At 65.1% G+C, this 19,537-nt stretch carries 11 protein-coding genes; 2 read left to right on the forward strand and 9 right to left on the reverse strand.

All coding sequences use genetic code 11. The features are described 5' to 3' along the window. Window positions 1–34 precede the first annotated feature (34 nt). From groL to SCA01S_RS05030, 7 genes are all read right to left on the reverse strand, one after another. Window positions 35–1,678, reverse strand: coding sequence for a chaperonin GroEL (gene groL / locus SCA01S_RS05000; RefSeq protein ID WP_054131757.1), 1,644 nt, complete (start codon window positions 1,676–1,678; stop codon window positions 35–37). Between the two features lie 50 nt (window positions 1,679–1,728). Continuing rightward, the gene (gene groES / locus SCA01S_RS05005) at window positions 1,729–2,016 is read right to left on the reverse strand and encodes a co-chaperone GroES (protein ID WP_022676485.1); all 288 of its coding nucleotides are present in this window, start codon (window positions 2,014–2,016) and stop codon (window positions 1,729–1,731) included. Between the two features lie 220 nt (window positions 2,017–2,236). After that, complete coding sequence (locus SCA01S_RS05010) at window positions 2,237–3,637, reverse strand: MATE family efflux transporter (protein ID WP_062783721.1); 1,401 nt, start codon at window positions 3,635–3,637, stop codon at window positions 2,237–2,239. Between the two features lie 43 nt (window positions 3,638–3,680). Next, window positions 3,681–4,979, reverse strand: a complete 1,299-nt coding sequence (locus SCA01S_RS05015) for a chloride channel protein (RefSeq protein WP_062783498.1) — start codon at window positions 4,977–4,979, stop codon at window positions 3,681–3,683. A gap of 253 nt (window positions 4,980–5,232) precedes the next feature. After that, window positions 5,233–5,607, reverse strand: a complete 375-nt coding sequence (gene rplL, locus SCA01S_RS05020; RefSeq protein ID WP_022676488.1) for a 50S ribosomal protein L7/L12 — start codon at window positions 5,605–5,607, stop codon at window positions 5,233–5,235. A 78-nt stretch (window positions 5,608–5,685) separates the two neighbouring features. Beyond that, the gene (gene rplJ, locus SCA01S_RS05025; RefSeq protein ID WP_022676489.1) at window positions 5,686–6,201 is read right to left on the reverse strand and encodes a 50S ribosomal protein L10; all 516 of its coding nucleotides are present in this window, start codon (window positions 6,199–6,201) and stop codon (window positions 5,686–5,688) included. A 317-nt stretch (window positions 6,202–6,518) separates the two neighbouring features. Next, window positions 6,519–7,742, reverse strand: coding sequence for a GGDEF domain-containing protein (locus tag SCA01S_RS05030; RefSeq protein ID WP_062783501.1), 1,224 nt, complete (start codon window positions 7,740–7,742; stop codon window positions 6,519–6,521). Between the two features lie 511 nt (window positions 7,743–8,253). Between SCA01S_RS05030 and rpoB the strand changes: the two genes are divergently transcribed. Both rpoB and rpoC read left to right on the forward strand, forming a co-directional pair. After that, entirely contained in the window at window positions 8,254–12,417 is a 4,164-nt protein-coding gene (rpoB, locus tag SCA01S_RS05035) for a DNA-directed RNA polymerase subunit beta (protein ID WP_062783503.1), read from the forward strand. Window positions 12,418–12,504: 87 nt separating this feature from the next. Beyond that, window positions 12,505–16,785, forward strand: a complete 4,281-nt coding sequence (gene rpoC, locus SCA01S_RS05040) for a DNA-directed RNA polymerase subunit beta' (protein WP_062783506.1) — start codon at window positions 12,505–12,507, stop codon at window positions 16,783–16,785. 353 nt (window positions 16,786–17,138) lie between these two features. Here rpoC and SCA01S_RS05045 read toward each other — a convergent pair whose 3' ends face one another. Together SCA01S_RS05045 and SCA01S_RS05050 are read right to left on the reverse strand one after the other, a co-directional pair. After that, window positions 17,139–17,585 (reverse strand): hypothetical protein, encoded by a 447-nt coding sequence (locus SCA01S_RS05045; protein ID WP_022676493.1) that lies wholly within the window; start codon window positions 17,583–17,585, stop codon window positions 17,139–17,141. 146 nt (window positions 17,586–17,731) lie between these two features. Beyond that, window positions 17,732–19,399 (reverse strand): NAD+ synthase, encoded by a 1,668-nt coding sequence (locus SCA01S_RS05050; RefSeq protein WP_022676494.1) that lies wholly within the window; start codon window positions 19,397–19,399, stop codon window positions 17,732–17,734. Between the last annotated feature and the right edge of the window lie 138 nt (window positions 19,400–19,537).

The raw sequence follows: 19,537 nt of genomic DNA on the forward strand, positions 1-19,537 counted from the left end.
GCCCTTCCCATTTTTCCAAGCGGTTGGCGTGGACTTAGAAGTCCATGCCGCCCATGCCGCCCATGCCGCCGGGCATGCCGGCCGGGGCGGGCTTGTCGTCCGGCTTTTCGCTGATCGCCGCTTCGGTGGTGATCAGCAGACCGGCGACCGAAGCCGCGTCCTGCAGCGCCGTGCGCACGACCTTGGTCGGGTCGATCACGCCAGCAGCCTTGAGGTTTTCATAGACGTCGGTCGCGGCGTTGAAGCCAATGCCTTCGTCAGCCTGGTCGAGCAGCTTGCCCGCCACGACGGCGCCATCGCTGCCGGCGTTTTCAGCGATCTGCTTGACCGGGGCGGTGATCGCCTTGCGGACGATGTCGATGCCGCGGGTCTGGTCTTCGTTGGCACCGGTGAGGCCTTCGAGAGCGCGCGTGGCATAGAGCAGAGCCGTGCCACCGCCGGTCACGATGCCTTCTTCCACCGCAGCGCGGGTGGCGTGGAGGGCGTCGTCAACGCGGTCCTTGCGTTCCTTGACTTCAACTTCGGTGGCACCGCCAACCTTGATCACGGCAACGCCGCCAGCCAGCTTGGCCAGGCGTTCCTGCAGCTTTTCGCGGTCATAGTCCGAAGTGGTGACTTCGATCTGCGCGCGGATCTGCTCGACACGGCCCTTGATGTCTTCGGCCGCACCGGCGCCGTCGACGATCGTGGTGTTGTCCTTGTCGATCGTGACCTTCTTGGCCTGGCCCAGCATGCCCAGCGTCACGGTTTCGAGCTTGATGCCCAGGTCTTCCGAGATCATTTCGCCAGCGGTCAGCGTGGCGATGTCGCCCAGCATGGCCTTGCGACGGTCACCGAAGCCCGGCGCCTTGACGGCGGCGATCTTGAGGCCACCGCGCAGCTTGTTGACCACCAGGGTGGCCAGCGCTTCGCCTTCGATGTCTTCGGCGATGATCAGCAGCGGACGGCCCGACTGCACCACGGCTTCCAGGATCGGCAGCAGCGACTGCAGCGACGAGAGCTTCTTCTCGTGGATCAGGATGTAGGGGTTTTCGAGTTCCACCACCATCTTTTCGGGATTGGTGATGAAGTAGGGCGAGAGGTAGCCGCGGTCGAACTGCATGCCTTCGACGACATCGAGTTCGAATTCGAGGCCCTTGGCCTCTTCCACGGTGATCACGCCTTCCTTGCCGACCTTTTCCATGGCTTCGGCGATCTTTTCGCCGACTTCCACGTCACCGTTGGCCGAGATGATGCCGACCTGGGCGATTTCCGACGAACCGGCAACCGGGGTCGAACGCGACTTGAGGTTTTCGACAACCTTGGTCACGGCGATATCGATGCCGCGCTTGAGGTCCATCGGGTTGATGCCGGCGGCAACCGACTTCATGCCTTCGCGCACGATGGCCTGGGCCAGCACGGTGGCGGTGGTGGTGCCGTCACCGGCCTTGTCGTTGGCCTTCGATGCCACTTCGCGCAGCATCTGGGCGCCCATGTTCTCGAACTTGTCCTTGAGTTCGATTTCCTTGGCGACCGAGACACCGTCCTTGGTGATGCGCGGCGCACCGAAGCTCTTGTCGATCACGACGTTGCGGCCCTTGGGGCCGAGCGTAACCTTCACGGCATCGGCGAGAATGTCGACGCCCTTGAGAATGCGTTCGCGCGCGTCGCGCGAAAAGCGTACGTCCTTGGCAGCCATTGCTCAGTTCCTTTGAATACGGGAAATGGAAATTCGGAAAAATCGGGTGATCAGCCGATCACGCCCAGGATGTCCGATTCCTTCATGATCAGCAGGTCTTCGCCCGACACCTTCACTTCGGTGCCCGACCACTTGCCGAACAGCACGCGATCGCCGACCTTGACGTCGAGCGGGGTGATCGTGCCGTTTTCGGCGCGCGAACCGGTGCCAACGGCAACGATTTCGCCTTCAGCGGGCTTTTCCTTGGCGCTGTCGGGGATGATGATCCCGCCGGCGGTCTTTTCCTCGGCTTCGACGCGGCGCACCAGCACGCGGTCGTGCAGCGGACGGAAAGTCATGGGTTGCTCCCTCTTCCAATCAGAATTGGCTTACGAAATCTGCGCTGGCACTCTCACCTCGAGAGTGCCAGCGGGGCGCATATGGGTGGCGCCGCCCGCCAGCGTCAAGGGGGCAGCTACAGATTCTTTGTTTCGTTTTGGCGTGTCGTGCGTTGCTATGCGCCAGAATCACCATGGGGCGAATGCGGCAAGCAAACCGGCGCCTGCCCGTGCCGGCTGATCAAGGCAGCAAGCCCAGCCGATCGCGGCGATGCCAGCGCCAGATCAGCAGCGCCGCCACGCAGACCAGCCCGGCCATCAGGCCCAGCCACACGCCCATCCCACCCAGCGGAGTATAAAGCCCAAGGCCGATGGCCGTGAGCAGGCCCGGCACCCAATAGCCGAACATGGCAATTGTCATCGGCACGCGGGTATCCTGCAGGCCGCGCAGCACCGCGCCGCAGGTGGCCTGCGCGCCATCGAACAGCTGGAACGCAGCGGCCACGATCAGGAATTGCAGGGCATAGCCCACCAGCGCGGCATTGGCCGGATCGCCCACGTCGATGTACAGACCCAGGATCAGCCGGGGAATCGCAAGCATCACGGCGGCCATCGTGCCCATGAAGCCCACGCTCATCGCCAGGGCGGTCCATCCGGCACGGGCAATCCCGGCATGGTCGCGCGCGCCATAGGCCAGCCCGACGCGAATCGTGGCGGCCTGGCCCAGGCCGAACGGCACCTGAAACGTCATGCCCGCCAACTGCATCGCCACGGTATGGGCCGCCAGCTGCACTTCGCCGATGCGCCCGATCAACAGGGCCGCGCCGTTGAACAACCCGGCTTCGGCCACGATCGTGGCGCAGATCGGCAGGCCGATCTTCCACACATCGGCAAAGCGGCGCCATTCCGCGCGCCACCAGCGGCCGAGCAGGTGATAGCGGTGCAGCCGCCGGTCAAACCGCAGCACCAGGCCATAGGCCGCCAGCATCGCGCTGCTGGTGACGACGCTCGACCAGGCCGAGCCCATCAGGCCCAGCGCCGGCATGCCGGCATGGCCATAGACGAAGATCCAGTTGCCGGTGGCATTGACGACCACGGCCAGCGCGGTGATTGCCGTGCCAATGCCGGGGCGGCCCAGCGTGGAAACGACCGTGCGCAGCAGTGAGGAAAGCACCGCCGGCACGCAGGCCAGCGACAGCACGGCCAGGAACGGCACGGCGAGCACGACCACCGCCTCGCTCTGCCCGGTGGCGCGCAGCAGCGGCCCACCCAACTGGCACAGCGCCATGGCCACCACGGCCGCCAGCACGCCCACCCACGCACCCATGCGCACGGTTCGGCGCACCTCGCGCACGGCATGGCGGCGGCGGCCCAGCTCCGCCGCGATGAGTGGAGACGTCGCGCCGACCAGGCCGGTCAGGCTCCAGATCAGCAGGCCAAAGATCGATACCGCCAGCGATGACGCGGCCAGCGCCTCGGCCCCCAGCCGCGCCACGAACAGCACGTCGACGGCGAACACGGCCATCTGCAACAGGTTTGCCCCGACCAGCGGCGCAGCCAGGCGCAGCATCTCGCGCCATTCAGACGTGGCGTGCGGCCCGGCCAGATCGGGTGAAGTGGGCAGGGTAGTGGCGACGGTCATGCCACCGCCCATAGGGATTGGGCGGCGCCGGGGAAAGGAAAACTCAGTGCGCCTTTCCGGGTGCGCGGAAAGGATGGCTCAGCGCGTGATAGAGCTTTTCCGGGCAGATCTGCGCGCTCACCTGGTCGGCCACCAGCGCGGCGGCGAACAGCGGTAGGATCATCGCGCGGTCGGCGGTCATTTCCATGACGATGATCACGGCGGTCAGCGGCGCGCGCGTCACCCCGGCGAAATAGGCGATCATGCCCAGCATCGCCACGGCGCCCGAATAGTCTGGCGGAAACAGCGTGCTGACCAGCTGGCCCAGCCCGGCGCCAACCGACAGCGATGGGGCAAAGATGCCGCCGGGCGCGCCGCTCAAGGCCGTGGCCAGCGAGGTGACGAACTTGGCCGGCCCGAACCACAGCGAGGTTTCCGCGCCCGACAGCAGCCCGCGCGTCGTGCCATAGCCGGTGCCCCAGGCCAGGCCACCGGGGCCAAGGCCTTGGGTGGCAACGCCAACCACCGCGACGATCAGGCCCAGCCCGGCGGCCAACGCTACCGGCCGTGCGCGCAGGGCACCGATCCAGCCATGGTCGATCGTGCCAAAACCGCTCAGCACGCGGGCAAAGACGCCACCGGCAAGGCCGCCAGCCACTCCGCAGCCGAGCGCGGCGACCATCGCCGGCACGATCGGCACGTGCTGGCTCATCGCCCCGAAATAGATGTAATCGCCAGACAATCCCAGGCTGACCAGGCCTGCCGTCATCACCGCCAGCATGACCAGCAGCGCCAGGCGCTGTTCGAAGGCAGAGGCCAATTCCTCGATGGCGAAGGCCACCCCGGCCAGCGGGGTGTTGAACGCAGCGGCAACGCCCGCCGCGCCACCAGCGATGATCACGCCCGCGCCCACCGGCACGCGCAGGGCCTTGTGCACCGCCACCATGATCGCCGCGCTCAACTGCACGGTCGGCCCTTCGCGTCCCACCGATGCCCCGCCCAGCAGCATGGCCAGCGTTCCGGCCACCTTGGCGAGCGCGGTGCGCATCGACAGCAGCGGCGCCATCACGGGATGATCGGGTGCTTCGGCTGCGGCCATGACCTGGGGGATGCCCGATCCGCGCGCGGCCGGCCAACGCGTGCGCGTGGCCCAGGTGACGACCACGAAAATCGCCGGGGTCAGCACGATCGGCACGAGCGGATGGGCCGTGACGATCCGGGTGAACAGTCCCTGCACCGCCTCGCCGGCGCGGGCAAACAGGATCGCCGCAATCCCCAGGGCCAGCGCGCCGCCCAGGGCGGCGATGCGCGGTTGCAGGTTTCTGGCGGCGGCCAGCGGCTTGCGGAATTGGCGGGTGGGCATGCGGCAGGGCCTAGCGCGCCCGAACCTGAATTGCGCCTGAAAAGGTTGCGGTTCGGAAAAAAGCCCCTCCGTCAGGCCCTCTGGGCCTGCCACCTCCCCACGATATGGGGAGGATCTGAAGATCCTCCCTGCCAAAGGCGGGGAGGGGAACCGCCGCGAAGCGGTGGTGGAGGGGCATGACCGGCAACGGAAAAAGGGCGGACCCTTGCAGGCCCGCCCTTTCTCCATTTCGTCGGGAAGAACCCGAAGAAGATTACTTGATTTCGACGGTGCCGCCGGCTTCTTCGATCTTCTTCTTGATGTCTTCGGCTTCAGCCTTCGACACGCCTTCCTTGACAGCCTTCGGCGCGCCTTCGACCAGGGCCTTGGCTTCGGTCAGGCCGAGCGAGGTGATCGCGCGGACTTCCTTGATGACCTGGATCTTCTTGCCGCCGTCGCCGGTCAGGATGACGTCGAATTCGGTCTTTTCTTCAGCAGCCGGAGCAGCTTCACCGGCGGGGGCAGCAGCCACGGCCACGGCAGCAGCGGCGCTCACGCCCCATGCTTCTTCAAGAGCCTTGGCGAGGTCAGCAGCTTCGAGAACGGTGAGCTGCGACAGTTCTTCAACGAGCTTGGCGATATCGGCCATGATGTTTCACTCCGTTAATATGTGGCGCCCGGCGTCCGCGGCATGCGGTGCGCACGGGCAAAAGTCGTTTGAACCGGCTCAGGCCGCATCCTTCTCGGCATAGGCGTTGAAGACGCGAGCCAGCTTCGCCGCCGGAGCGGTGGTGAGCTGGGCGATCTTCGTGGCCGGAGCCTGGATGAGACCGATAAGCTTGGCACGCAGTTCATCGAGCGAGGGCATCGTGGCCAGGGCCTTGACACCATCGGGGCTGAGAACCTGCGAACCCATCCCGCCACCGACGATTTCGATCTTGTCAGTGGTCTTGGCGAACTCGACGATCACCTTGGCGGCGGCGACGGGATCAGCCGAGGCAGCGATGGCGGTCGGCCCGGTGAAAAATTCACCAATGCCTTCGTAATCGGTGCCCTGGATGGCAAGCTTGGCAAGACGGTTCTTCGCAACCTTGTAGGTCGCACCGGCCTCACGAATCTTCGTGCGCAGGGCAGTGGACTGGGCCACCGTCATGCCGAGGTTGCGAGTGACGATAACCGCCCCCGAACCGCTCACGAGTTCGTTGAGGAAAGCGACCGATTCGGCTTTTTGCGAACGATCCATGCCTTACTCCTTCACAATGGCTGCCTGGGGCAAAGCCCCCTGCAGCCGGCTACGTTTGTCCCGGGCCGCAAGCGACCTGGGGCGAGTCCGTTCGACAAGGGAAGGAGGTTGCGCGCCGGCCATGGCCAGTGCGGTGGGCGCCACGATCCGAAAACGGAGCGTGCGGCCGTGAAATCTCTTTTCCCCGCCTAGGTCGGAAATTAAGCCTGGGCAAACCCCGGCGCCGACGGTCTCGGACGGATGAGCGGGGGACCAGGTCCGCCACTCGGGTGCGGCCCATAGCAGACGCGGCCGCGCAGTCAAGCAGGAGTGTCGCGTCAGGCGTGCAGCGTGGCGCTGCTGCCATGGCGCGGCAGGTGCAAGGCGGGCTGGCCAGCCAGGGCGGGTTTGACCACGCAGCAGTTCCGTCCCGCGCTCTTGGCCTGGTACAGCGCCTGGTCGGCGCGGCGCAGCGCGGCATCGAGCATGACTTCGCCCGGCGACATGGCCGAGATGCCAAAACTGGCCGTGACGGCAAAATCGCGGCCGAGCAGGCGCTGCACGCGCTGGGCAAAATCGCGGCGCACCGTTTCGGCCAGGTCTGCCGCCGTGCCAACCGCACCGGTGCCAGCCAAGCCCCCCGCCAAGGCCAGCGCGCCCTGCGGCAGATAGACCACGAATTCCTCGCCGCCAAAGCGCGCGGCAAAGGCGCGTGCGGGCAGATGCGCATCGATCGCGTTGGCCAGGAGAGCGATCACTTCATCGCCGCGATGATGGCCGAACTGGTCGTTCACGGCCTTGAAGTGATCGATGTCGCAGGCGATCACGGCGGCATGGCTCTTTTCATGCGCGCTGCGCCCGGCCAGCGCCTCGTCAAACCCGCGGCGGTTGAGCAGGCCGGTGAGGGGATCGCAGATCGCCCAGTCGCGATAGCGCATCAGCACGCCGATCATCACCGAGGCGAGCGCCGCCATGGCAAAGGCCACGCCGATCAGCGATCCGGTGATCTGATAGACAAAGGCGTAAGGGCTGGTGGCAAACTCGCCAAGGCCGCCACTCGCCAGCCAGCGAATGGCAGCGGCGCGCAGGCCGGCATCGGCCACCACCGCCCAGCTGACCACGATCAGCGCGCGATCCCCGCTGCGCCGCGTGCGCCCGCGCGCCGCCAGCAGCGGCACTGCCATGAGCAGCGCGCAGCCCGCGTCCGATGCGGCCAGGTGCAGGCGCAAGCTGTCGCTCATCACGCCCCAGGCGCTTGCCATTACCGACAGGGCCGCGATGCCCAGGCGGAGCGAGACATGGCTGCGGCGCAGGCCGAAGTGTTCGCCCATCGCCTGGCCGAAACAGAGAAACGCTGCTGCAAACAATCCCGAGGCCAGCACGGCCCGGCCGCCTTCGGGCATCAGGAAGGTGAGCGCCGGCATGGCAAAGCCGGCAGCGCTGGCGAGGAATCCGCCCGCCCACCAGCCCGCGCTGGAGACTCGCCAGCGCCCTGCCAGGACGGCGGCAATGCCGAAGGCAACCTGCATGACCGGCAAGATAAAGGCGAATCGATCGTCCATGAAACTCGCGGCTAGGGCAATAGGCACGAGGCAACAGCGCGCAAACCAGCGCGATGTGCGTCCTGCGGTGCGCCATGCCTATGCGGTCACGGTAAACAGAACGCAAACTTTTGCTCCATCCTGGTAGTGGTTTGTGCGGAGAAACAGGCGCATTTTAGAATTAATTACAATTCCCCGCGCCGTGCCGTTGGACGCTGCCGGCCGGGAGGGGCATCGCGTCGCCGCATCGGGCTGCTCTTGCCCGGCCGGCCTTTGACTTTGCAGGGCGGTGCTCCTATATGGCGATCCAACACCTGCTGTTTCGAGCAAGGCTTTCCCATGCGCGGGGGAAGGCTCAAGGAAGGAAGCAGCGGGCATCGGTACAACGCGAAGGCTGCGGGCCACGGGCATCCGGGAAGGGTGTGCGGTGCACCGTGGCCTTGTTTGCGTTTGTGCCGTGCCACCCGCCGCGCATGGCAGATTTCCGCCGGTTTTGGCCGGCTCGTGACAAGCAAAGAGGCATTCACCTCCTATGGCAACCAAGGCTCCAGTCCGCGCCGGTCTGAAGAAGCGCATCCGCAAGATCTTCGGTGACATTCACGAAGTCGTGCAGATGCCGAACCTGATCGAGGTTCAGCGCGAATCGTACGAGCAGTTCCTCCGCTCCGATCCGTCGACCGGCTATGTCTCGGGCCTGGAAAAGACCCTGCGCTCGGTGTTCCCGATCCAGGACTTTGCCGGCACCGCCTCGCTCGATATCAAGGAGCGTGACGGCTATGTGCTCGAAGCGCCCAAGTACGACGTGAACGAATGCCGCCAGCGCGGCATCACTTACGCCGCGCCGATGAAGGTCACGCTCAAGCTCGCCACGTTTGAAGTGGACGCCGAGACCGAGACCAAGAGCCTCATCGATATCAAGGAGCAGGACGTCTACATGGGCGATATCCCGCTCATGACCGACAACGGCACCTTCATCATCAACGGCACCGAGCGCGTGATCGTGTCGCAGATGCACCGTTCGCCGGGCGTGCTGTTCGACCATGACCGTGGCAAGACGCACTCTTCGGGCAAGTACCTGTTTGCCGCGCGCGTCATTCCCTATCGTGGCTCGTGGCTCGATTTCGAATTCGACGCCAAGGACATCGTCAACGTGCGTATCGACCGCAAGCGCAAGTTGCCGGTCACCGCGCTGCTCTATGCCCTGGGTCTCAATGGCGAGCAGATCCTCGACCACTTCTACAACAAGGTTACCTGGGTGCGTGCCGAGGGCGGCTGGAAGGTGCCCTTCGTGCTTGACCAGTGGCGTGGTGCCAAGCCGACGTTCGACATCGTCGATGCCGCTTCGGGCGAAGTGGTGTTTGCCGCTGGCCAGAAGATCAGCCCGCGCGCTGCCAACAAGGCGGCCAAGGACGGCCTGCAGTCGCTGCTGATCCCGACCGAGGAAATCTTTGGCCGCTATGCCGCCAAGGACCTGATCGACGAATCGACCGGCCGCATCTGGATCGAAGCGGGCGATGAAGTCGGCCCCGAAAACCTCGACGTGCTCGACCGCGCCGGGGTGGACCAGCTCGACCTGCTCGACATCGACCACGTCAGCACCGGCCCGTGGATCCGCAACACGATGAAGGCCGACAAGGCCGAAGACCGCGACCACGCGCTGGCCGATATCTATCGCGTCATGCGTCCTGGCGAACCGCCGACGCGCGAAACCGCCGAAGCGCTGTTCGACGGCCTGTTCTTCGACGCTGACCGTTACGACCTTTCGGCCGTGGGCCGCGTCAAGCTCAACATGCGCCTGGGCCTGGATTGCCCGGACACCATCACCACCCTGCGCACCGACGATATCCTCGCCGTGGTCAAGGAACTGGTGAACCTCAAGGACGGCAAGGGCGAAGTCGACGACATCGACAACCTTGGCAACCGTCGCGTGCGTTCGGTGGGCGAGCTGCTGGAAAACCAGTACCGCGTCGGCCTGCTGCGCATGGAGCGTGCGGTCAAGGAACGCATGAGCTCGGTCGACGTGTCGACCGTGATGCCCAACGACCTGATCAACGCCAAGCCGGCGGTGGCCGCGGTGCGTGAATTCTTCGGCTCCTCGCAGCTGTCGCAGTTCATGGACCAGACCAATCCGCTGTCGGAAGTGACGCACAAGCGTCGCGTTTCGGCCCTCGGGCCGGGCGGCTTGACGCGTGAGCGTGCCGGCTTCGAAGTGCGCGACGTCCACCCCACGCACTATGGTCGTATCTGCCCGATTGAAACGCCCGAAGGGCCCAACATCGGTCTGATCAACTCGCTCTCGACCTTCGCCCGCGTCAACAAGTACGGCTTCATTGAAACGCCGTACCGCAAGGTGATCGACGGCAAGGTCTCGTCCGAAGTGGTCTATCTCTCGGCCATGGAAGAGCAGAAGCACACGGTGGCGCAGGCTTCGGCCGAAACCACGGCCGATGGCTCGTTCGTGGAAGAACTGGTCTCGGCCCGCCAGAACGGCGAATTCGTCATGGCGCCGCGCGAAACCGTGACGCTGATGGACGTCAGCCCCAAGCAGCTCGTCTCGGTGGCCGCCTCGCTCATTCCGTTCCTGGAAAACGACGACGCCAACCGCGCGCTGATGGGCTCGAACATGCAGCGCCAGGCGGTGCCGCTGGTCAAGGCTGATGCGCCGTTCGTGGGCACCGGCATGGAAGGCACCGTGGCGCGCGATTCGGGCGCCGCGATCGCCGCGCTGCGCGGCGGCATCGTCGACCAGGTGGACGCGACTCGTATCGTGATCCGCGTGACCGGCGACGTCGAACCGGGCAAGTCGGGCGTGGACATCTACACCCTGCAGAAGTTCGAACGCTCCAACCAGTCCACCTGCATCAACCAGCGCCCGCTGGTGAGCGTGGGCGATATCGTCGAAAAGGGCGATATCCTGGCTGACGGTCCCTCGACCGAGTTCGGCGAGCTGGCGCTGGGCCGTAACGTGCTCGTCGCGTTCATGCCCTGGAACGGCTACAACTACGAAGACTCGATCCTGATCAGCGAGCGCATCGTCAAGGAAGACGTCTTCACCTCGATCCACATCGAGGAATTCGAAGTCATGGCCCGCGACACCAAGCTCGGGCCCGAAGACATCACCCGCGACATCCCCAACGTGGGCGAGGAAGCGCTGCGCAACCTCGACGAAGCGGGCATCGTCTATGTGGGCGCCGAAGTGCACCCCGGTGACATCCTCGTCGGCAAGATCACGCCCAAGGGCGAATCCCCGATGACGCCGGAAGAAAAGCTGCTGCGCGCGATCTTCGGTGAAAAGGCGTCTGACGTGCGCGATACCTCGCTGCGCCTGCCGCCGGGCGTTTCGGGCACGATCGTGGACGTGCGCACGTTCAACCGCCACGGCATCGAGATCGACGACCGTACCCGCGCCATCCAGAACGAGGAAATCGAACGCCTCGCCAAGGACCGCGAAGACGAACGCGCCATTCTCAACCGTGCCACCTTCAACCGCCTGAAGGACATGCTGCTGGGCCAGGTGGCCACGGCCGCGCCCAAGGGCATCAAGAAGGGTGTCGACATCGACGAGCAGCTGCTGGCCGATGTGGAACGTCACGAATGGTGGAAGTTCGCCGTGGCCGACGATGCGCGCCAGCAGCAGCTGGAAGCGACCAAGGGCCAGTACGACACGGCGATCAAGGCGATCCAGGAGAAGTTCGAGGACCGCAAGGAAAAGCTGGAGCGCGGTGACGAACTGGCGCCGGGCGTGCTCAAGATGGTCAAGGTCTTCGTCGCGGTGAAGCGCAAGCTGCAGCCGGGCGACAAGATGGCCGGCCGTCACGGCAACAAGGGCATCATCAGCCGCATCCTGCCGCAGGAAGACATGCCCTTCCTGGAAGACGGCACCCCGGTCGATTTCGTGCTCAACCCGCTGGGCGTGCCCTCGCGCATGAACGTCGGGCAGATCTTCGAAACCCACCTGGGCTGGGCCGCACGCGGCCTGGGCCACAAGATCGGGGCGGCGCTCGACGCCTGGCGCGAAGCCAATCCCGATCCGCAGGCGGGCGAGCCGCCCGAAGCGGTGCGCGAACTGCTGGTCGATATCTATGGCGACAACTACGCCGAAGAGATCAAGGCCCGCAGCGATGCCGAAATCGTCGAGCTGGCCCAGAACGTGCGCCAGGGCGTGCCGATGGGTTCGCCGGTGTTCGACGGCGCGGTGGAAGCCGATGTGACCGCCATGCTGCGCAAGGCCGGGCTCGATGAATCGGGCCAGGTCACGCTGTTCGACGGCCGCACCGGCGAGGCGTTCGACCGCAAGGTCACCGTTGGCTGCAAGTACGTGCTCAAGCTGCACCACCTGGTGGACGACAAGATCCACGCCCGTTCGATCGGCCCCTACAGCCTCGTCACCCAGCAGCCGCTGGGCGGTAAGGCCCAGTTCGGTGGTCAGCGCTTCGGGGAAATGGAGGTCTGGGCGCTCCAGGCCTATGGCGCGGCCTACACGCTGCAGGAAATGCTCACGGTCAAGTCCGACGACGTTGTCGGCCGTACCAAGGTCTATGAAGCGATCGTCAAGGGTGACGACACCTTCGAGGCCGGCATTCCCGAAAGCTTCAACGTGCTGGTCAAGGAAATGCGCAGCCTGGGTCTCAACGTCGAACTCTCGTCGATCGACGAGACCGAAGACGACGATGGCCTGGCCGAGGCAGCCGAATAAGCCGGTCGTGGTGCGGCGGCGGACATGCTCCGCCGCCGCCCTGGCCTGCCGCATGCACAGAGTTTCCCTCCCAGTGAGGATCACGCAATGAACGACCTGACGAAATTCACCAACCAGCTGCCCAAGCCCGAAACCTTCGACCAGATCCAGATCGGTCTGGCGTCGCCCGAGCGCATCCGCAGCTGGTCCTTCGGCGAAATCAAGAAGCCGGAAACCATCAACTACCGCACGTTCAAGCCCGAACGTGACGGCCTGTTCTGCGCCCGCATCTTCGGTCCCGTGAAGGACTACGAGTGCCTGTGCGGCAAGTACAAGCGCATGAAGTACAAGGGCGTCGTCTGCGAAAAGTGCGGCGTCGAAGTGACTGTGACCAAGGTGCGCCGCGAGCGCATGGGCCACATCGAACTGGCCGCGCCGGTTGCGCACATCTGGTTCTTGAAGTCGCTGCCCTCGCGCATCGGCCTGCTGCTCGACATGCAGCTCAAGCAGCTGGAACGCATCCTCTACTTCGAAAGCTATGTGGTTATCGAGCCGGGCATCACCCCGCTTGAACGCTACCAGCTGCTGACCGAAGACGAACTGCTCGACGCGCAGGACGAATATGGCGAAGACGCCTTTTCGGCCGGCATCGGCGCCGAGGCGGTCAAGCACATGCTCATGGACCTCGACATGGTCCAGGAGCGCGAAGACCTGCTCAAGGAGCTGTCCGAGACCAAGTCGGAACTCAAGCCCAAGAAGATCATCAAGCGCCTCAAGGTGGTGGAATCGTTCATCGATTCCGGCAACCGCCCGGAATGGATGATCCTCGACGTGGTGCCGGTCATTCCGCCCGAACTGCGCCCGCTGGTGCCGCTCGACGGCGGCCGCTTCGCCACCTCGGACTTGAACGACCTCTATCGTCGCGTCATCAACCGCAACAACCGCCTGAAGCGTCTGATCGAGCTGCGTGCGCCCGACATCATCGTGCGCAACGAAAAGCGCATGCTGCAGGAAGCGGTCGACGCGCTGTTCGACAACGGCCGCCGTGGCCGCGTGATCACCGGCGCCAACAAGCGTCCGCTCAAGTCGCTGTCCGACATGCTCAAGGGCAAGCAGGGCCGCTTCCGTCAGAACCTGCTCGGCAAGCGCGTCGACTATTCGGGCCGTTCGGTCATCGTGACCGGCCCGGAACTCAAGCTGCACCAGTGCGGCCTGCCCAAGAAGATGGCGCTCGAACTGTTCAAGCCGTTCATCTATGCGCGGCTTGACGCCAAGGGTCTGTCGATGACCCTGAAGCAGGCCAAGAAGTGGGTGGAAAAGGAACGCAAGGAAGTCTGGGACATCCTGGACGAAGTGATCCGCGAACACCCGGTCATGCTCAACCGTGCGCCCACGCTGCACCGTCTGGGCATCCAGGCGTTCGAACCCGTGCTGATCGAAGGCAAGGCGATCCAGCTGCACCCGCTCGTCTGCTCGGCCTTCAACGCCGACTTCGACGGTGACCAGATGGCCGTCCACGTGCCGCTTTCGCTGGAAGCCCAGCTCGAAGCGCGCGTGCTGATGATGTCGACCAACAACATCCTCTCGCCCGCCAACGGCAAGCCGATCATCGTGCCTTCGCAGGACATGGTGCTGGGCCTCTATTACCTGTCGATGGACCGCAAGGGCGAGCCGGGCGAAGGCATGCTGCTGGCCGACATGGCCGAAGTGCACCAGGCGCTGTTTGCCGGCGCGGTCACCATGCACACCAAGATCGTGGCGCGCGTGCCGCAGACCGACGAGAACGGGAAGTCCTATCTCAAGCGGTATGAAACCACGCCCGGTCGCATGCTGATCGGCGAATGCCTGCCCAAGAGCCACACGGTGCCCTTCGAGCTGGTCAACCGCCTGCTGACGAAGAAGGAAATCGCCGACGTCATCGACCAGGTCTATCGCCACACCGGCCAGAAGGAGACTGTCCTTTTCGCCGACGCGATCATGAGCCTGGGCTTCCGCAACGCGTTCAAGGCGGGCATCTCGTTCGGCAAGGACGACATGATCATCCCGGCGACCAAGGACGCTTTCGTGGCCGAGACGAAGGAACTCGTCGCCGACTACGAACAGCAGTACCAGGACGGCCTGATCACCCAGCAGGAAAAGTACAACAAGGTGATCGACGCCTGGAGCCGTTGCGGCGACCAGGTGGCCAACGCCATGATGGACGAGATCCGCGCCACGCCGAGCGACGAGCACGGCCGTGAAAAGCCGATCAACTCGATCTACATGATGAGCCACTCGGGCGCGCGTGGTTCGCCAACCCAGATGAAGCAGCTTGCCGGGATGCGCGGTCTGATGGCCAAGCCTTCGGGCGAGATCATCGAAACGCCGATCATCTCGAACTTCAAGGAAGGCCTGACCGTCCTTGAATACTTCAACTCGACCCACGGCGCTCGTAAGGGCCTGGCCGATACCGCGCTCAAGACGGCGAACTCGGGTTACCTGACCCGCCGTCTGGTCGATGTGTCGCAGGACTGCGTGGTGACGGTGAACGACTGCGGGACCGAGCGGGCGCTGGAAATGCGCGCGATCGTTCAGGGCGGCGCCACCATCGCCTCGCTGGGCGAACGCATCCTCGGCCGTACCCTGGCCGAAGACATGATCGAGGCGAAGACCGGCAACGTGATCTGCGAAAAGGGCACGCTGCTTGACGAAGCCGCGATCGCCCGGATCGAAGCGGCTGGTGTCCAGTCGGCGCGCATCCGCTCGCCGCTGATCTGCGAAGCGCCCCAGGGCGTGTGCGGCACCTGCTATGGCCGTGACCTTGCCCGCGGTACGCCGGTGAACATCGGTGAAGCGGTTGGCGTCATCGCCGCCCAGTCGATCGGTGAGCCCGGCACGCAGCTGACCATGCGTACGTTCCACATCGGTGGCGCCGCGCAGGTCAACGAACAGTCGCACCTCGAATCGATCTGCGACGGTACCGTGCACTATCGCGACATCCCGACGATCACCGACAGCCGCAACCGCCGCCTGTCGCTCGCCCGCAACGGCGAAATCGTGATCATGGACACCGATGGTCGCGAACGCGCCATGCACCGCGTGCCCTATGGTACCCACCTGCTGCACGAAAACGGTGCGAGCGTGGCCCAGGGCCAGCGCCTGGCCGAGTGGGACCCGTTCACCCTGCCGGTGATCACGGAAAAGCCCGGTATCGTGCGCTATCAGGACCTGATCGACGGCCGCACCCTGACGGAACAGGTCGACGAAGCGACGGGTATCGCCCAGCGCGTCGTCACCGAAAACCGGGCCGGGGGCCGCGCCAAGAAGGAAGACCTGCGTCCGCGCCTGACCCTGCTCGACGACGCCTCGGGTGAAACCGCGCGCTACATGATGGCGCCGGGCACCACCCTGTCGGTGGAAGACGGCCAGGAAGTCCAGGCCGGTGACGTGCTGGCCCGCGCCAGCCGCGAAGCCGCCAAGACCCGCGACATCACGGGCGGTCTGCCGCGCGTGGCCGAGCTGTTCGAAGCGCGCAAGCCCAAGGACAACGCGATCATCGCCAAGATCTCGGGCCGCATCGAGTTCATCCGCGACTACAAGGCGAAGCGGAAGATCGCGATCATCCCAGAAGAGGGCGAACCGGTCGAGTACCTGATCCCCAAGTCCAAGGTGATCGACGTCCAGGAAGGCGACTACGTCAAGAAGGGCGACAACCTGATCTCGGGCTCGCCCGATCCGCACGACATTCTCGAGGTTCTCGGTGTTGAGGCCCTGGCGGAATACCTCGTCGCGGAAATCCAGGAAGTCTATCGCTTGCAGGGCGTGAAGATCAACGACAAGCACATCGAGGTGATCGTTCGCCAGATGCTGCAGAAGGTGGAAATCACCGATGGCGGTGACACCACCCTGCTGCCGGGCGAGCAGGTTGACCTTGAGGAAATGAACGAAACCAACGCCAAGATGCCGGGGGGCTCGCGCCTCGCGGAAGGCAAGCCGGTGCTGCTCGGCATCACCAAGGCTTCGCTGCAGACGCGTTCGTTCATCTCTGCCGCGTCGTTCCAGGAAACCACCCGCGTGCTCACGCAGGCGGCGGTCGAAGGAAAGCGCGACAGCCTGATCGGCCTCAAGGAAAACGTCATCGTCGGCCGTCTCATCCCCGCCGGCACCGGCGCGGGCATGAACCGCATGCGCGTGGCGGCCAACAGCCGCGACGCCGCCCTTCGCGCCGCCAACCGTCGCCTTCAGGAAGCCCTGATCGCGCCGCGCACCGCCGCTGAAGAGCATGCCGCCGAACTGGCCCAGGGCCCCGAAGCCGCGATCGGCGACGATCCGCTCGCCTCGGTCGAAGGGGAAACCCACGGCACCGACGCCGATGCGGCCGATTACCTGATCAAGGGCGACGAGGACTGATCCTCGCCGCGCTGCGGTCAACGCAAACAGCACAAACCCCGTCGGGCAACCGGCGGGGTTTTTGTTTGGCCCTGGTGCGTGTGCGGCGAAGCTGATTGGATTTTTTCACACGAAGCCACGAAGGCACGAAGAAAGGAAAGACTGGCGCAGCCAGAACGTCACCCTTCTTCCTTCGTGTCTTCGTGTGAAAAAGATTACGCCGCCACAGTCGATGCCCAAGACAGGGAAAGCTGGCCGCATCGCGTCCCATGTTCACAAAAGAGAAGCCCGTTCCGGGCCGGCTTCCGGCGCTGCCAGGGCAGGAGCGGGGCACCGCAGCGCCGGGGGAGTGCCGGCCCGGAACGGGCACGCGGTTACGCGCTGCGTCCTGACAGCAGCGCGGCCGCGTGTTGGGTGGCGTGGTAGAGCCCGTCCTGCCGGTCGACCCTGACGAACCCGTGCAGCATGCCGGCAAAACCCTCGTTATCGGCCAGCAGGGCATGGCGCACCATGGCCGCCAGAGTTGCCTCGTCGGGCGTCATGGTAAGCTGGCACGGACGGTTGACGAGGAAGCGTTCGGGCCAGGTGCGGATCACCCGGCGCACCAGCGCATGGACCGCGGCGGCGGTCTCGATGCTGCGATAGCGTTGCGCCAGGTCGGGGATAGGGTCGCGCCCCGCGCGCTCGAACATGGCCGACAGGCGCATGGCCATGACCACGTGCAGAGCTGTCAGGGACAGTGCCCGCACATCCTGGGGGCGGGCCAACGCGGCAATCGTGGCCGCGGCCGATGCAGTGGTCGAAGTGGACAAGAGCGGCACTCCTTTTTGAGAACGATTCGCAGCGTACGGCGGTGGCTCCGCGTCGTCAATGCGAATCATTCGCAAAAATGGCACGCTTGAGCGCAACAACAAACGCCGGCCACCCCAGGGGCAGCCGGCGTTTGCAAACATCGCGCGAAAAGATGTCAGGCCGTACGGAAGCCCTGCGTGATCGGATAGCGCCGATCGCGCCCGAAATTGCGCATGCCCAGCTTCACCCCCGGCGGGGCCTGGCGCCGCTTGTACTCGGCCAGGTGCAGCAGCCGCTCGATGCGCTCCACCGTGGCGCGCTCGAACCCTTCGGCGGTGATCTGCGATACGCTCTTTTCGTGCTCGACCAGGCCCAGCAGGATGGCATCGAGCACGTCATAGGGCGGCAGCGAATCCTCGTCCTTCTGGTCGGGGCGCAGTTCTGCGCTGGGTGGCTTGGTGATGATCCGCTCGGGCATCACCGGCCCGTCCGGTCCCATGCCGATGCGCGGGCGGTGTTCGTTGCGCCAGCGCGAGAGGGCAAAGACGGTGGTCTTGTAGGCGTCCTTGAGCGGATTGTAGCCGCCGTTCATGTCACCATAGATGGTGGCATAGCCCACGCTCATCTCGCTCTTGTTGCCGGTGGTGACCAGCATCGGCCCGAACTTGTTGGACAGGGCCATCAGCGTGGTGCCGCGGATGCGCGATTGCAGGTTCTCTTCGGTCAGGTCGGGCTCACGCCCGGCAAACAGGGGGCTGAGCATATCGGTAAAGCCGTCCACCGCCGGCGCGATCGGCACGGTATCGAGCCGCACGCCCAGCATCTGGGCACAGCCTGCGGCATCGTCCAGGCTTGCCTGGCTGGTATAGCGGCTGGGCAGCATCACGCACCACACCCGGTCGGCACCCAATGCATCGACCGCGATCGCGGCGCAGAGCGCCGAATCGATCCCGCCGGAAAGCCCGAGCAGCACGCCGGGAAAGCGGTTCTTGTTCACATAGTCGCGCAGCGCCATGACCATGGCGCAATAGATGTCTTCGGGATGCTCGGTCGGCTCGGCCACCTCGGCTGCCTGGCAGCGCCAGCGGTGGCCGTTGCCGAACGGCACCTTGTTCCACACCGTTTCGACCACGGCCTCTTCCCATTCGGGAAGCTGCGCCCACAGCGCGCCTTCCGGGCCGACGACGAAGCTGGCGCCATCGAATACCACCTCGTCCTGCCCGCCGACGCGGTTGACATAGGCGAGCGGAATGCCGGTATCGATCGCGCGGCGCTTCGCCACGCCATCGATGCGCAGCACGTCCTTGTCGATCTCGTAAGGGCTGCCGTTGACGCAGAGGAAGATTTCCGCGCCCAGCTGCGCCAGGTGGCGGCACACGTCGGGATGCCAGATATCCTCGCAGATCGGCAGGCCCAGAACGGCGCCGCGAAACGGCACCGGTTCGGGCAGCGGGCCGGGCAGGAACAGGCGCTTTTCGTCGAACGTGCCATAGTTGGGCAGCTCGTACTTGAAGCGCGTGGCCACGATCTTGCCGCCATCGAGCAGCGCCACGCCGTTGTGCAGCGCGCCGTCGCGCACGAACACCGATCCCACCAGCATCGCCGGGCCGCCATCGGCGGTGGCGCGCGCCAGCTGTTCCAGTTCCACCGCCGCGCGTTCGATCAGCGCGGGTTTCAGGATCAGGTCTTCGGGCGGATAGCCGATCAGCTGCATTTCCGGAAAGACGATCAGGTCGCTGCGCGGGGCCTTTGCCCGCACCTCCAGCATCGCGGCGGCGTTGGCGGCAAGGTCGCCAACCCTTTGGTTGAGTTGTGCAAGCGTGATGATCAGTGTGTCGGCCATGGCCAGACCCTAGGCGGCATCAGCCATGGCGGGCAAGGGGGCTGTACCGTGGTGGGGCGCAAAACGGCCTGTTTGCGGCCCGTTCGGGACGCTGGGGCGTTGCAAAACTGTCATCTTGGGCTAAGGGCGGCGCGAGGA

Source organism: Novosphingobium capsulatum NBRC 12533, from assembly GCF_001598375.1.
GTDB lineage: Bacteria > Pseudomonadota > Alphaproteobacteria > Sphingomonadales > Sphingomonadaceae > Novosphingobium > Novosphingobium capsulatum.